The organism is Bacillus sp. FMQ74, assembly GCF_001875785.1.
Lineage (GTDB): Bacteria > Bacillota > Bacilli > Bacillales > Bacillaceae > Bacillus > Bacillus stercoris.
In genome coordinates, this window is sequence record NZ_MOEO01000001.1 from 677858 (window position 1) to 692136 (window position 14279).

The following is a 14279-nucleotide window of genomic DNA, read 5'->3' on the forward strand; positions in this document are numbered from 1 at the left end:
AATGGCAGAACTTAATAAAACAAAAGTAAGAAAAGAATTGCGGACAGAGCGTCCGTCTATTTATTCTTTTGAATTAGATGAAATCAAACAATGGCTGACAGACAACGGAGAGAAACCGTTCCGTGCAGCCCAGATCTTTGAATGGCTATATGAAAAACGCGTATCATCTTTTGAAGAAATGACAAACCTGTCAAAGGATCTGCGTGAGAAATTAAACACTCACTTTGTGTTAACAACGCTGAAAACGGCTGTTAAACAAACCTCTCAAGACGGTACGATGAAGTTTTTGTTTGAGCTTCATGACGGTTATACCATCGAAACCGTTTTAATGAGACACGAGTATGGCAATTCTGTATGTGTAACGACACAAGTCGGATGCCGTATTGGCTGCACATTCTGCGCGTCAACGCTTGGAGGCTTAAAACGAAACCTTGAAGCGGGTGAAATTGTCGCTCAAGTAGTTAAAGTGCAAAAAGCTCTTGATGAAACGGATGAACGTGTCAGCTCTGTCGTGATCATGGGGATCGGTGAACCTTTTGATAACTTTAACGAAATGCTCGCTTTCTTGAAAATCATTAACCATGACAAGGGCCTGAATATCGGTGCTCGCCATATTACGGTCTCTACGAGCGGAATCATCCCCAAAATTTACGAATTTGCTGATCAGCAAATGCAGATTAACTTTGCAATTTCTCTGCACGCGCCGAACACAGAAATCAGAAGCCGTTTGATGCCGATTAACAGAGCATATAAACTGCCTGATCTCATGGAAGCTGTTAAATATTATATTAATAAAACGGGACGCCGTATCAGCTTTGAATACGGTCTGTTTGGAGGCGTAAACGACCAGGTGGAACACGCCGAAGAGCTTGCCGACTTGCTGGAAGGAGTCAAATGCCATGTGAACTTGATTCCGGTAAACTACGTGCCTGAACGGGATTATGTGCGCACACCGCGTGATCAGATTTTCGCTTTTGAAAAAACATTGAAATCCCGTGGAGTAAATGTCACAATCCGAAGAGAGCAAGGACATGATATTGACGCAGCCTGCGGTCAGCTTCGCGCGAAGGAGCGTCAAGACGAGACGAGGTGATGAGGGTTGTTAACAGCCTTAAAAACAGATACAGGAAAAATCCGCCAGCATAATGAAGATGATGCGGGGATATTCAAGGGGAAAGATGAATTTGTATTAGCGGTTGTCGCTGATGGCATGGGCGGCCATCTTGCTGGAGATGTTGCGAGCAAGATGGCTGTGAAAGCCATGGGGGAGAAATGGAATGAAGCAGAGACGATTCCACAAGCGCCCTCGGAGTGTGAAAAATGGCTCATTGAACAGATTCTTTCAGTAAACAGCAAAATATACGATCACGCTCAAGCCCACGAAGAATGCCAAGGCATGGGGACGACGATTGTATGTGCGCTATTTACGGGGAAAACGGTTTCTGTTGCCCATATCGGTGACAGCAGATGCTATTTGCTTCAGGACGATGATTTCATTCAAGTGACAGAAGACCATTCGCTTGTAAATGAACTGGTTCGTACCGGAGAGATTTCCAGAGAAGACGCTGAACATCATCCGCGAAAAAATGTGTTGACGAAGGCGCTTGGAACAGACCAGTCAGTCAGCATCGACACACGTTCCTTTGACATCGAACCCGGAGACAAACTGCTTTTGTGTTCTGACGGACTGACGAATAAAGTGGAAGGCACTGAGTTAAAAGACATCCTGCAAAGCGATTCAGCTCCTCAGGAAAAAGTAAACCTGCTTGTGGACAAAGCCAATCAGAATGGCGGAGAAGACAACATTACAGCAGTTTTGCTTGAGCTTGCTTTACATGTTGAAGAGGGTGAAGATCAGTGCTAATCGGCAAGCGGATCAGCGGGCGTTACCAAATTCTCCGCGTCATAGGCGGCGGGGGAATGGCCAACGTGTATTTAGCTGAGGATATCATTCTAGACCGTGAAGTCGCAATCAAAATCCTGCGGTTTGACTATGTAAATGACAATGAATTTATCAGGCGTTTCCGCAGAGAAGCCCAATCCGCATCAAGCCTCGATCACCCGAATATTGTCAGCATTTACGACTTGGGCGAGGAAGATGATATTTATTATATTGTCATGGAATACGTTGAAGGCATGACGCTTAAAGAATACATAACAGCAAATGGGCCGCTTCACCCTAAAGAAGCGCTGAACATCATGGAGCAAATTGTCTCAGCCATCGCTCATGCCCATCAAAACCAGATTGTTCACAGAGATATCAAGCCGCATAACATTTTGATTGACCACATGGGAAATATCAAAGTAACGGATTTTGGAATTGCGACGGCACTAAGTTCGACCACAATTACCCATACCAATTCTGTCCTAGGCTCAGTCCACTACTTATCACCTGAACAGGCCCGGGGCGGCTTAGCGACAAAAAAATCGGATATTTATGCGCTTGGAATCGTCCTATTTGAGCTTTTAACGGGCCGTATTCCGTTTGATGGAGAGTCAGCAGTCAGCATCGCCTTGAAGCATCTTCAAGCGGAAACTCCTTCGGCAAGAAGGTGGAACCCGTCAGTTCCCCAAAGCGTTGAAAATATCATACTAAAGGCAACGGCCAAAGACCCTTTTCATCGCTACGAAACGGCTGAAGACATGGAAGCTGACATAAAAACCGCTTTTGATGCTGACAGACTCAATGAAAAGAGATTTACGATTCAAGAAGACGAAGAGATGACAAAAGCGATACCGATCATTAAAGATGAACAACTCGCTAAAGCTGCTGGCGAAAAAGAAGCTGAATCGACAAGCGGACAAGAAAATAAAACAAAGAAAAACGGCAAAAGAAAAAAGTGGCCGTGGGTTTTGCTCACGATATGCCTCGTTTTTATCACGGCTGGAATTCTTGCTGTCACTGTTTTTCCGTCGCTTTTTATGCCTAAGGATGTCAAAATACCTGATGTCTCCGGAATGGAATACGAAAAAGCCGCAGGCCTCTTGGAAAAAGAAGGTTTACAAGTTGATTCTGAGGTGTTGGAAATCTCAGATGAAAAAATTGAAGAGGGCCTGATGGTAAAAACGGATCCCAAAGCGGAAACCACAGTCAAAGAAGGCGCCACGGTCACCCTTTATAAGAGCACCGGAAAAGCAAAAACGGAGATCGGTGATGTGACAGGCCAAACGGTCGACCAGGCAAAAAAAGCGCTGAAGGACCAAGGGTTTAAACATGTAACGGTAAATGAAGTGAATGACGAGAAAAACGCGGGCACTGTCATTGACCAAAATCCTTCAGCAGGGACTGAGCTTGTCCCGAGTGAAGATCAAGTCAAACTCACAGTAAGTATCGGCCCCGAAGACATTACGCTTAGAGACTTGAAAACCTACAGTAAAGAAGCGGCGTCTGGATATCTGGAAGACAACGGATTGAAGCTTGTAGAAAAAGAAGCATATTCAGATGATGTTCCAGAAGGACAGGTTGTCAAACAAAAACCAGCAGCAGGTACGGCAGTAAAGCCGGGAAATGAAGTGGAAGTGACATTCTCTCTAGGACCTGAGAAAAAACCTGCGAAAACAGTGAAAGAAAAGGTCAAGATCCCCTATGAACCAGAAAATGAAGGGGACGAACTTCAAGTGCAAATCGCGGTTGACGATGCGGATCACAGCATCTCTGACACTTACGAAGAATTTAAGATAAAAGAGCAGACTGAACGAACGATCGAACTAAAGATTGAACCCGGCCAAAAAGGGTACTATCAAGTAATGGTAAACAATAAAGTTGTCAGCTACAAAACCATTGAGTATCCAAAAGATGAATAACAAGGAGGGAAAATATGCCTGAGGGCAAAATTATTAAGGCGCTAAGCGGCTTTTACTATGTACTGGATGAATCAGAGGATTCAGATAAAGTAATACAATGCAGAGGGAGAGGCATTTTCAGAAAAAATAAAATTACCCCTCTCGTCGGTGATTACGTTGTATATCAAGCTGAAAATGACAAAGAAGGATATCTGATGGAAATTAAAGAGAGAACCAATGAGCTTATCAGGCCGCCAATTTGCAATGTTGATCAAGCGGTCCTTGTTTTCTCAGCGGTTCAGCCTTCTTTCAGCACGGCATTGCTCGACCGCTTCCTGGCTCTCGTCGAAGCCAATGATATTCAGCCGATCATATGCATTACTAAAATGGATCTGGTTGATGATCAAGATACAGAAGATACGATACAAGCCTATGCAGAAGACTATCGGAATATTGGTTATAACGTGTATCTTACCTCCTCTAAGAACCAAGACAGTTTAGCGGACATCATCCCGCATTTTCAGGATAAAACAACGGTATTTGCCGGTCAATCCGGTGTTGGAAAATCCTCGCTTCTCAACGCGATCAGTCCCGAGCTCGGATTGAGAACAAACGAGATTTCCGAGCATTTGGGCCGCGGGAAACACACAACCCGCCACGTGGAGCTGATACACACGTCTGGAGGCTTGGTTGCGGATACGCCAGGATTCAGCTCGCTTGAATTTATAGACATTGAGGAAGAAGAGCTGGGCTATACCTTCCCAGATATCAGAGAAAAAAGCGCTTCATGCAAATTTAGAGGCTGTTTACATCTAAAAGAGCCGAAATGTGCGGTGAAACAAGCTGTTGAAGACGGGGAAATAAAGCAGTACCGCTATGACCATTATGTTGAATTTATGACGGAGATTAAAGACAGAAAGCCGAGGTATTAGCATAATGATAAAGGTTGCACCATCTATTCTTTCCGCTGATTTTGCTTCTTTAGGCAATGAGATTAAAGATGTAGAAAAAGGCGGAGCTGATTATATTCATATTGATGTTATGGACGGCCATTTTGTCCCGAATATCACAATCGGTCCGCTGATTGTAGAAGCGGTCCGGCCGGTAACGGATCTGCCGCTTGATGTTCATTTAATGATAGAAGAGCCCGATCGCTATATTCCGGCTTTTGCGAAAGCGGGCGCAGATATCCTGTCTGTACATGCTGAGGCATGTCCGCACCTGCACCGTACAATCCAGCTTATTAAAGAGCAAGGAGTGAAGGCCGGTGTTGTTCTAAACCCGCATACTCCTGTACAAGTCATCGAGCATGTTTTCGATGATCTCGACCTTGTTCTATTAATGACGGTGAACCCAGGATTCGGCGGACAGAAATTTATTCATTCAGTCCTTCCTAAAATAAAAGAGGTTAAGCGAATGGCGGATGAAAAAGGAAAAAAAGATCTGTTAATTGAAGTAGACGGCGGCGTCAACAAAGAAACCGCTCCGCTAGTCATTGAAGCGGGCGCGAATTTACTCGTAGCCGGTTCAGCTGTTTATGGCCAGTCTGACCGCAAAAAAGCAATTTCTGAAATCAGAGGAAGTAAATAAGCAGCTTTAGAAAAGAGCTGGGCATACAATAGCCTAAGCTCTTTTTCCTGTATGCAGAGAAAGGAATCAGAGATGAAAACAATTAATATCGTTGCGGGAGGCCCGAAAAATCTCATTCCCGATCTAACCGGCTATGCGGATGAACACACGCTTTGGATCGGTGTTGACCAAGGCACCGTCACTCTTTTAGATGCCGGGATCATTCCTGTTGAAGCCTTCGGAGATTTTGACAGCATAACAGAGCAAGAACGACGGCGGATAGAAAAAGCCGCTCCCGCCCTTCATGTGTATCAAGCAGAAAAAGATCAAACAGATTTAGACCTCGCCCTTGATTGGGCGCTGGAAAAGCATCCGGATATCATTCAGATTTTCGGCATTACAGGCGGCAGAGCTGATCATTTTTTAGGAAACATTCAGCTTTTGTTTAGAGGTGTAAAAACGAACATAAAAATTAGGCTGATAGACAAACAAAATCATATTCAAATGTTCCCTCCTGGTGAATATGATATTGAGAAGGATGAAAATAAGCGATATATCTCCTTCATACCGTTTTCCGAAGAAATACATGAGCTGACCCTGACCGGTTTTAAATATCCTCTAAATAATTGTCATATTACGCTCGGTTCAACACTATGTATTAGTAACGAACTCATTCATTCACGAGGTACTTTTTCGTTTGCAAAAGGCATATTAATAATGATAAGAAGCACGGATTAAGCATGTGCTTTCATTCATTTGCTGAAAACAATGAACAAGGCGGTTACGGGACGTTATAGGAGGGGACAAAAAATGAAATTTTACACCATTAAATTGCCGAAGTTTTTAGGAGGAATTGTCCGGGCGATGCTGGGCTCATTTAGAAAAGATTAATGCCCAGGGGTTCAAAGCCCTCTTTCACCACATAAAAACGCCTGCCACATATCGAGGCAGGCGTTCATTTTGTTATACACGCTCAACTTTACCGGATTTCAAAGCTCGAGCAGATACATATACTTTTTTAGGTTTTCCGTTCACAAGGATACGAACCTTTTGAAGATTCGCGCCCCAAGTGCGCTTAGAAGCGTTCATTGCGTGAGAACGGTTATTCCCAGCTGTTGTTTTTTTACCTGTGATAACGCATTTACGTGCCATTTGTTTCCCTCCTCACTTGCACAAAACATCTACTTTTTAACATTCATATGATCTTAGATGCTTTCGATATGGATACTTTAAATAATTTACCACAGCTAAAAAACGTTTGCAACTATTGTTTCATCATCTTTCAAGAAAATTCACTTGACATCTTGCGGAAACAGCAGCGCTATAGTATATGTAGAGGTACGGCCAGCAATTATTGCCTGGTCTTTTCATAATGGAAACCATATAGTAGAATAGCTGTAACTCTATGCATTCGAAGGAGGAACTAGTGTGTCCATTGAATTAAGAACGAAGTACGGGCAGATTGATATATCTAATGAAGTCATCGCAATGGTTGCAGGAGGCGCGGCGGTTGATTGCTATGGCATAGTCGGCATGGCTTCTAAAAACCAGATTAAAGACGGACTGACTGAAATCCTTCGGAAAGAGAATTTCAGCAGGGGTGTCCAAGTTCGCCAAGAAGGAGAACAGATACATATCGACATGTATATCATTGTCAGCTACGGCACGAAAATTTCTGAAGTGGCACATAATGTCCAAACAAAAGTAAAGTACACAGTAAATCAAACCATCGGACTGGCAGTGGACTCTGTCAATATTTATGTCCAAGGCGTACGAGTGACGAACCCGTAGTTAGGAGGAGTAGGATTGTCTATCAGAACATTAGACGGCAGAACCTTTGCCGAGATGATTCTTGCGGGAGCGCAGAATCTGTCTCAAAACGCCAGTGCAGTTGATGCGCTTAACGTGTTCCCTGTGCCGGACGGTGATACGGGAACAAATATGAACCTGTCGATGACTTCCGGAGCAAGAGAAGTTGAACAAATGGATACGGATGATATCGGGAAGGTGGGCTCCGCGTTATCTAAAGGACTGCTCATGGGAGCGCGCGGAAATTCAGGAGTCATCCTGTCCCAATTGTTCCGCGGATTCAGCAAAAGCATTGAAACGAAAAAAGAAATTAATGCGCTGGAATTTGCAGCTGCACTGCAAGCAGGTGTAGACATGGCGTATAAAGCTGTCATGAAACCTGTAGAGGGCACCATTTTAACAGTTGCAAAAGACGCTGCGAAAAAAGCGATGACCTTAGCAGAAAAAGAAACCGATATCACTGCGCTGATGACTGCAGTGACAGAAGAAGCAGAGGCGTCTTTAAACCGCACCCCTGAATTGCTTCCTGTTCTAAAGGAAGTAGGAGTTGTCGACAGCGGGGGGAAAGGTCTGCTTTGTGTGTATGAAGGTTTCCTTGCTTCATTAAAAGGTGAAGCTGTACCTCAGAAAGCAGTTCTTCCGTCACTTGACGACATGGTCAACGCAGAGCATCACAAGAGCGCCCAAAGCATGATGAATACCGAAGATATTGAATTTGGATTCTGTACCGAAGTGATGGTGAGGCTTGATCAGGCAAAAAGAGAATTCGACGAAGGTACGTTCAGACAAGACCTCAGCCAGTTCGGTGATTCTCTGCTCGTGATTGCGGATGAATCGCTGGCGAAGGTTCATATTCATGCTGAAGAGCCGGGGAACGTGTTAAACTACGCCCAGCATTACGGTGAATTGATCAAAATAAAAATAGAAAATATGAGAGAACAGCATACCTCTATCATCAGTCAAGAAAGCAAGCCCGCCGGCAACGAAAAAACGCCGGCAAAACAGCAGTATGGCATTGTGACTGTGGCGATGGGAGAAGGGATTTCAGACCTATTCAAAAGCATCGGCGCTTCTGTTGTGATTGAAGGCGGTCAGACGATGAACCCGAGCACTGAGGATATCGTCGAAGCCGTGAAGTCTGTAAATGCAGAAACAGTGTTTATCCTGCCGAATAACTCTAACATTATTATGGCTGCTAACCAAGCGGCCAGCGTAATGAATGAACAGGTTTTAGTCATTCCGGCCAAAACGGTTCCACAAGGGATGTCAGCCCTGCTGGCTTTTAACCCGGATCAAGAAGCTGAAGCGAACGAGGCCAATATGCTCAGCGCCATTCAGCAAGTAAAAAGCGGACAGGTGACGTATTCAGTCAGAGATACTCATATTGACGGTAAAGATATTAAAAAAGGCGACTTTATGGGCATTCTGAATGGAACGATTATCGGCACTTCTGAAAATCAGCTGTCAGCCGCGAAAATGCTGGTGTCAGAAATGATCGGAGAAGACGATGAAATCGTGACCATTCTATATGGTGAGGATGCGTCTCAGGAAGAAGCCGAGCAGCTTGAAGCGTTTCTCAGTGATAAGTACGAGGAGATTGAGGTTGAGATCCACAATGGGAAACAGCCGCTGTATTCGTATATAGTTTCTGCAGAATAGAAGGGCAATTTGCCCTTCTATTCTTATGTCTGCTTTTAAATGCGGCAGCGCTGTAACGCGCCCGCTTGCCATTTTATATCTGATCAATTAGTCTAGAAGCAAAGCGCTAATAAGCTCTGGTTCATAAGGAGGAATAGCATGAAATACAGAAGCGTTTTTGATATTATCGGTCCGGTTATGATCGGTCCGTCCAGCTCTCATACAGCGGGAGCTGCCAGAATCGGGAGAGTGGCCAGAAGTTTATTTGGCAGAGAGCCTGAGCGCATCACTGTATCTTTTTACGGGTCTTTTGCGGAAACGTATAAGGGCCACGGCACAGATGTCGCTATTATCGGCGGATTGCTTGATTTTGATACGTTCGACGAACGGATTAAAACCGCTATACAAATTGCAGAAGATAAAGGAATTCATATAGAGTTTCGGGTTGAAGACGCAGTTCCGGTCCATCCGAACACAGCCAAAATCACCATTTCTGATGAAAAGGGAGAGCTTGAGCTGACGGGTATTTCGATTGGCGGAGGAAAGATCGAAATCACAGAATTGAATGGTTTTGAACTCCGGCTCTCAGGAAATCATCCGGCCATATTAGTTGTTCATAATGACAAATTTGGCACCATTGCCGGTGTTGCCAATGTTCTGGCGAAATTTTCAATCAACGTAGGACATATGGAAGTAGCCCGGAAAGATATCGGCCAGCTTGCGCTGATGACAATAGAGGTCGATCAAAATATTGACGACCATATTCTCGACGAGCTGTCAAAACTGCCGAATATTATTCAAGTGACAAAGATTGCTGACTAGCGAAAGGGTCAGGAGGAGCCAGTTATGTTTCGTAATGTAAAGGAATTAATCGAGATTACTAAAGAAAAACAAATATTGATCTCTGATGTGATGATAGCTCAAGAGATGGAAGTAACAGAAAAAACAAAAGAGGATATTTTTCAGCAGATGGATCATAACCTGTCTGTTATGGAAGCGGCGGTTCAGAAAGGACTCGAGGGAGTGACGAGCCAAACGGGCTTAACAGGCGGAGACGCTGTTAAATTACAGGCTTATATTCGATCAGGAAAAAGCCTGTCTGGCCCGCTAATTTTAGATGCTGTATCGAAAGCCGTTGCAACGAATGAAGTAAATGCAGCTATGGGAACCATCTGTGCGACACCGACTGCAGGTTCTGCCGGTGTGGTGCCTGGCACGTTATTTGCTGTAAAAGAAAAGCTGAATCCAACGAGAGAACAAATGATCCGCTTTTTGTTTACGGCCGGAGCTTTCGGATTTGTCGTGGCCAATAACGCAAGTATTTCCGGTGCTGCCGGAGGATGTCAGGCAGAGGTTGGATCAGCTTCAGGCATGGCGGCTGCGGCCATTGTTGAAATGGCAGGAGGAACCCCCGAACAAAGCGCCGAGGCCATGGCCATTACATTAAAAAATATGCTAGGCCTCGTATGCGACCCTGTGGCGGGGCTTGTTGAGGTGCCCTGCGTGAAACGAAATGCGATGGGCGCGTCAAATGCGATGATTGCCGCTGATATGGCATTGGCGGGCATTACTAGCCGTATTCCATGTGATGAGGTTATCGATGCCATGTATAAAATAGGCCAAACGATGCCAACAGCACTTAGAGAAACAGGCCAGGGCGGTTTAGCGGCAACACCGACTGGAAGAGAGTTGGAGAAAAAAATTTTCGGAGGAGCGCTAGGTTCACGTGAAACAACATCAGCAAACTAGTATAGCTAACATTAAGGGTATTGGGCCGGAAACAGAAAAAACATTACACGAACTCGGAATTTATGACATTTCTGATCTTCTGAATTATTTCCCTTATCGTTATGATGACTACGAGCTGAGGGATTTAGAAGAAGTAAAGCATGATGAAAGAGTGACAGTCGAAGGGAAGGTTCATTCAGAGCCTTCTCTTACCTATTACGGAAAAAAACGAAACAGGCTGACATTCAGGCTTCTGGTCGGCCACTATTTAATCACAGCCGTATGTTTTAACAGGCCTTACTTGAAGAAGAAGCTTTCGCTCGGTTCTGTTGTGACGGTCTCAGGTAAATGGGACAAGCACCGCCAAACGATCTCTGTTCAGGAGTTGAAAAACGGGCCGCATCAAGAAGATAAAAGCATTGAACCAGTGTATTCTGTGAAAGAAAATGTTACCGTCAAAATGATGAGGCGTTTTATTCAGCAGGCGCTGACCCAATATGCAGAATCACTTCCTGATCCTCTTCCGGAAAAGCTAAGAAAAAGCTATAAACTGCCTGACTATTATCAGGCGTTAAAAGCAATGCACCAGCCTGAAACAAGGGAAGCATTAAAGCTTGCCAGACGACGGTTTGTTTACGAAGAATTTTTGCTGTTTCAGTTGAAAATGCAGGCGTTCCGAAAGGCGGAAAGAGAGCAGACACAAGGGATACGGCAGCGTTTTTCAAACGAAGAACTCATGAGATTTATCAAAAGCCTCCCGTTTCCCCTCACAAATGCCCAGTCACGCGTTCTTCGCGAAATAACAGCAGACATGTCTTCTCCATACAGAATGAACCGTCTTCTTCAAGGGGACGTTGGATCAGGAAAAACAGCAGTCGCTGCAATTGCGCTGTATGCCGCGATCTTATCCGGATACCAAGGAGCGCTCATGGTGCCGACAGAAATTCTGGCCGAACAGCATGCTGATTCGCTTGTTTCACTATTTGAAAAATGGGATGTCAGCGTGGCTCTTTTGACAAGCTCCGTTAAAGGGAAGCGGCGAAAAGAATTGCTTGAACGTCTTGCGGCGGGAGAGATTGATATTCTTGTAGGAACCCACGCTTTAATCCAAGATGAGGTGGAGTTTAAGGCGCTGAGTCTTGTTATTACAGATGAACAGCATCGTTTTGGGGTTGAGCAGCGCAAAAAGCTTCGGAACAAAGGGCAGGATCCCGATGTTCTCTTTATGACAGCCACTCCGATTCCAAGAACGTTAGCGATCACAGTGTTCGGTGAAATGGACGTATCAGTCATCGATGAGATGCCGGCTGGAAGAAAGCAAATCGAAACCTATTGGGTAAAACATGACATGCTGGATCGCATTTTGGCATTTGTCGAAAAAGAATTAAAGCAAGGCAGACAGGCTTATATCATCTGTCCGCTGATTGAAGAATCAGACAAGCTTGATGTGCAAAACGCCATTGACGTGTACAATATGCTTTCTGATATTTTTCGGGGGAAATGGAACGTCGGCCTTATGCACGGAAAGCTGCATTCAGATGAAAAAGACCAGGTCATGAGAGAATTCAGCGCCAATCACTGTCAAATTCTCGTATCCACCACTGTCGTTGAGGTCGGCGTGAATGTTCCGAATGCAACGATTATGGTGATTTATGACGCCGACCGTTTCGGGCTGTCACAGCTTCACCAGCTGCGCGGCCGTGTCGGACGGGGTGAACATCAATCTTTCTGTATTCTGATGGCTGATCCAAAATCAGAAACAGGGAAAGAACGGATGAGGATCATGTCGGAGACCAATGACGGGTTCGAGCTGTCTGAAAAGGATCTGGAACTGAGAGGCCCCGGTGATTTCTTTGGGAAAAAACAAAGCGGAATGCCGGAATTCAAGGTGGCGGACATGGTTCATGATTACAGAGCGCTTGAAACGGCAAGGCAGGATGCTGCGAATCTTGTGGCTTCCGACGCGTTCTGGAAGGAGCCGGAATACGCTGTGTTAAGAGAGCAATTGCTGAAGAGCGGAGTAATGGACGGGGAAAAATTAAGCTGAGCATCAGAAGTTTTTGGTGTTCAGCCAGAAACAATCGTTGCATTCCAATCTATGAAATTATATACTACTATTAGTACCTAGTCTTAATTGTCCGGATGGTGTTTAGATATGAGAAGGAATAAGAGAGAACGCCAGGAATTACTTCAGCAGACGATTCAAGCAACCCCTTTTATTACAGATGAAGAATTAGCTGGTAAATTCGGGGTGAGCATCCAGACGATACGTTTGGACCGCTTAGAGCTTTCCATACCGGAGCTGAGAGAAAGAATTAAGAACGTGGCAGAGAAAACACTTGAGGACGAAGTAAAGTCCCTGTCACTTGATGAAGTTATCGGAGAAATTATTGACCTTGAGCTGGATGATCAGGCGATATCCATTTTAGAAATAAAACAGGAGCATGTGTTCAGCCGGAATCAGATTGCGAGAGGACACCATTTATTTGCACAGGCGAATTCTTTGGCCGTTGCAGTCATTGATGACGAGCTGGCGCTGACTGCAAGTGCAGACATCCGCTTTACAAGACAGGTAAAGCAGGGAGAACGCGTCGTAGCGAAAGCGAAAGTAACGGCTGTCGAAAAAGAAAAAGGAAGAACGGTTGTCGAAGTGAACAGCTACGTTGGCGAAGAAATTGTTTTTTCTGGACGCTTTGACATGTATCGTTCAAAACATTCATAAAGGTGGAGCATGCATGAGAATAGCTGTAGATGCAATGGGAGGAGACCACGCTCCCAAAGCTGTTATTGACGGAGTTATAAAAGGTATAGAGGCATTTGATGATCTCCATATCACACTTGTCGGTGACAAAACAACGATAGAATCACATTTAACAACAACATCAGATCGTATCACGGTGCTGCACGCAGATGAAGTGATTGAGCCTACGGATGAACCGGTCCGCGCCGTGCGAAGAAAAAAGAATTCATCTATGGTTCTTATGGCGCAGGAGGTTGCGGAAAACAGAGCTGACGCCTGCATTTCAGCAGGAAATACCGGTGCGTTAATGACAGCAGGTCTCTTTATCGTCGGAAGAATTAAAGGAATTGACCGTCCGGCGCTTGCCCCGACACTTCCGACCGTTTCTGGAGACGGATTTCTTCTCCTTGATGTGGGCGCCAATGTCGATGCCAAACCGGAGCACCTCGTTCAATACGCCATCATGGGCTCTGTTTATTCTCAGCAAGTGCGCGGTGTCTCTTCACCGAGAGTCGGGCTTTTAAATGTCGGAACAGAAGATAAAAAAGGAAACGAACTGACGAAACAAACGTTTCAAATGTTAAAAGAAACAGAGAACATCAATTTTATCGGAAACGTGGAAGCGCGAGACCTATTAGATGATGTGGCGGATGTTGTAGTAACAGACGGCTTTACCGGGAATGTTACACTCAAAACGCTGGAAGGCTCTGCGTTGTCTATTTTTAAAATGATGAGAGAAGTAATGACGTCTACTTTCACATCCAAGCTTGCAGCAGCAGTGCTGAAGCCAAAGTTGAAAGAAATGAAAATGAAAATGGAGTACTCGAATTATGGCGGAGCAAGTCTTTTTGGCTTAAAAGCCCCTGTGATCAAGGCGCACGGCTCATCAGATTCTAATGCAGTATTTCATGCGATTCGGCAAGCAAGAGAGATGGTCAGCCAAAATGTGGCTGAACTCATTCAGGAAGAAGTGAAAGAAGAAAAAACAGATGAGTAGTCTGGAGGTTTTTAC

At 44.8% G+C, this 14279-nt stretch carries 15 protein-coding genes; 14 read left to right on the forward strand and 1 reads right to left on the reverse strand.

The genetic code is table 11. From position 1 onward, the window contains the following. Window position 1: 1 nt before the first annotated feature. From rlmN to spoVM, 7 genes are all read left to right on the forward strand, one after another. Window positions 2-1093, forward strand: coding sequence for a dual-specificity RNA methyltransferase RlmN (rlmN, locus tag BLL41_RS03630; RefSeq protein WP_014476780.1), 1092 nt, complete (start codon window positions 2-4; stop codon window positions 1091-1093). Between the two features lie 6 nt (window positions 1094-1099). Then, the gene (gene prpC / locus BLL41_RS03635; RefSeq protein WP_014663933.1) at window positions 1100-1864 is read left to right on the forward strand and encodes a protein-serine/threonine phosphatase PrpC; all 765 of its coding nucleotides are present in this window, start codon (window positions 1100-1102) and stop codon (window positions 1862-1864) included. Then, window positions 1858-3804, forward strand: coding sequence for a serine/threonine protein kinase PrkC (prkC, locus tag BLL41_RS03640; RefSeq protein ID WP_071576826.1), 1947 nt, complete (start codon window positions 1858-1860; stop codon window positions 3802-3804). Before prpC ends, prkC begins: the two co-directional genes overlap by 7 nt. A 14-nt stretch (window positions 3805-3818) precedes the next feature. Beyond that, the gene (rsgA, locus tag BLL41_RS03645; protein ID WP_071576827.1) at window positions 3819-4715 is read left to right on the forward strand and encodes a ribosome small subunit-dependent GTPase A; all 897 of its coding nucleotides are present in this window, start codon (window positions 3819-3821) and stop codon (window positions 4713-4715) included. A 4-nt stretch (window positions 4716-4719) separates the two neighbouring features. Then, window positions 4720-5373 (forward strand): ribulose-phosphate 3-epimerase, encoded by a 654-nt coding sequence (rpe, locus tag BLL41_RS03650; RefSeq protein ID WP_071576828.1) that lies wholly within the window; start codon window positions 4720-4722, stop codon window positions 5371-5373. A 72-nt stretch (window positions 5374-5445) separates the two neighbouring features. After that, the gene (locus BLL41_RS03655) at window positions 5446-6090 is read left to right on the forward strand and encodes a thiamine diphosphokinase (protein WP_071576829.1); all 645 of its coding nucleotides are present in this window, start codon (window positions 5446-5448) and stop codon (window positions 6088-6090) included. Between the two features lie 72 nt (window positions 6091-6162). Beyond that, window positions 6163-6243 carry a stage V sporulation protein SpoVM gene (spoVM, locus tag BLL41_RS03660; protein WP_003221545.1) on the forward strand — a complete coding sequence of 27 codons (81 nt, stop codon included), beginning with the start codon at window positions 6163-6165 and terminating at the stop codon, window positions 6241-6243. Between the two features lie 72 nt (window positions 6244-6315). Here the strand turns inward: spoVM and rpmB are convergent, their stop codons facing one another. Beyond that, window positions 6316-6504, reverse strand: a complete 189-nt coding sequence (rpmB, locus tag BLL41_RS03665; protein ID WP_003221548.1) for a 50S ribosomal protein L28 — start codon at window positions 6502-6504, stop codon at window positions 6316-6318. Between the two features lie 276 nt (window positions 6505-6780). Between rpmB and BLL41_RS03670 the strand changes: the two genes are divergently transcribed. From BLL41_RS03670 to plsX, 7 genes are all read left to right on the forward strand, one after another. After that, a complete protein-coding gene (locus BLL41_RS03670) occupies window positions 6781-7143 on the forward strand; it encodes an Asp23/Gls24 family envelope stress response protein (RefSeq protein WP_003232054.1) in 363 nt (120 codons plus the stop codon). A gap of 15 nt (window positions 7144-7158) precedes the next feature. Next, the gene (locus tag BLL41_RS03675; protein WP_071576830.1) at window positions 7159-8820 is read left to right on the forward strand and encodes a DAK2 domain-containing protein; all 1662 of its coding nucleotides are present in this window, start codon (window positions 7159-7161) and stop codon (window positions 8818-8820) included. Window positions 8821-8958: 138 nt separating this feature from the next. Next, window positions 8959-9621 (forward strand): L-serine ammonia-lyase, iron-sulfur-dependent subunit beta, encoded by a 663-nt coding sequence (sdaAB, locus tag BLL41_RS03680; protein WP_071576831.1) that lies wholly within the window; start codon window positions 8959-8961, stop codon window positions 9619-9621. 24 nt (window positions 9622-9645) lie between these two features. Continuing rightward, window positions 9646-10548 carry an L-serine ammonia-lyase, iron-sulfur-dependent, subunit alpha gene (gene sdaAA, locus BLL41_RS03685; protein WP_003232049.1) on the forward strand — a complete coding sequence of 301 codons (903 nt, stop codon included), beginning with the start codon at window positions 9646-9648 and terminating at the stop codon, window positions 10546-10548. Continuing rightward, the gene (gene recG / locus BLL41_RS03690; RefSeq protein ID WP_071576832.1) at window positions 10526-12574 is read left to right on the forward strand and encodes an ATP-dependent DNA helicase RecG; all 2049 of its coding nucleotides are present in this window, start codon (window positions 10526-10528) and stop codon (window positions 12572-12574) included. Before sdaAA ends, recG begins: the two co-directional genes overlap by 23 nt. A gap of 108 nt (window positions 12575-12682) precedes the next feature. Then, complete coding sequence (fapR, locus tag BLL41_RS03695) at window positions 12683-13249, forward strand: transcription factor FapR (RefSeq protein WP_003232044.1); 567 nt, start codon at window positions 12683-12685, stop codon at window positions 13247-13249. A gap of 13 nt (window positions 13250-13262) precedes the next feature. Further along, window positions 13263-14264, forward strand: a complete 1002-nt coding sequence (plsX, locus tag BLL41_RS03700; protein ID WP_071576833.1) for a phosphate acyltransferase PlsX — start codon at window positions 13263-13265, stop codon at window positions 14262-14264. Window positions 14265-14279 lie beyond the last annotated feature (15 nt).

Excerpts from the sequence above, each read along its gene's own strand:
- sdaAA (WP_003232049.1), top strand. The coding sequence starts at position 9,646 with ATGTTTCGTAATGTAAAGGAATTAATCGAGATTACTAAAGAAAAACAA.
- rpe (WP_071576828.1), top strand. The coding sequence starts at position 4,720 with ATGATAAAGGTTGCACCATCTATTCTTTCCGCTGATTTTGCTTCTTTA.
- fapR (WP_003232044.1), top strand. The coding sequence starts at position 12,683 with ATGAGAAGGAATAAGAGAGAACGCCAGGAATTACTTCAGCAGACGATT.
- plsX (WP_071576833.1), top strand. The coding sequence starts at position 13,263 with ATGAGAATAGCTGTAGATGCAATGGGAGGAGACCACGCTCCCAAAGCT.
- rpmB (WP_003221548.1), bottom strand. The coding sequence starts at position 6,504 with ATGGCACGTAAATGCGTTATCACAGGTAAAAAAACAACAGCTGGGAAT.
- rsgA (WP_071576827.1), top strand. The coding sequence starts at position 3,819 with ATGCCTGAGGGCAAAATTATTAAGGCGCTAAGCGGCTTTTACTATGTA.
- spoVM (WP_003221545.1), top strand. The coding sequence starts at position 6,163 with ATGAAATTTTACACCATTAAATTGCCGAAGTTTTTAGGAGGAATTGTC.
- rlmN (WP_014476780.1), top strand. The coding sequence starts at position 2 with ATGGCAGAACTTAATAAAACAAAAGTAAGAAAAGAATTGCGGACAGAG.
- BLL41_RS03655 (WP_071576829.1), top strand. The coding sequence starts at position 5,446 with ATGAAAACAATTAATATCGTTGCGGGAGGCCCGAAAAATCTCATTCCC.
- sdaAB (WP_071576831.1), top strand. The coding sequence starts at position 8,959 with ATGAAATACAGAAGCGTTTTTGATATTATCGGTCCGGTTATGATCGGT.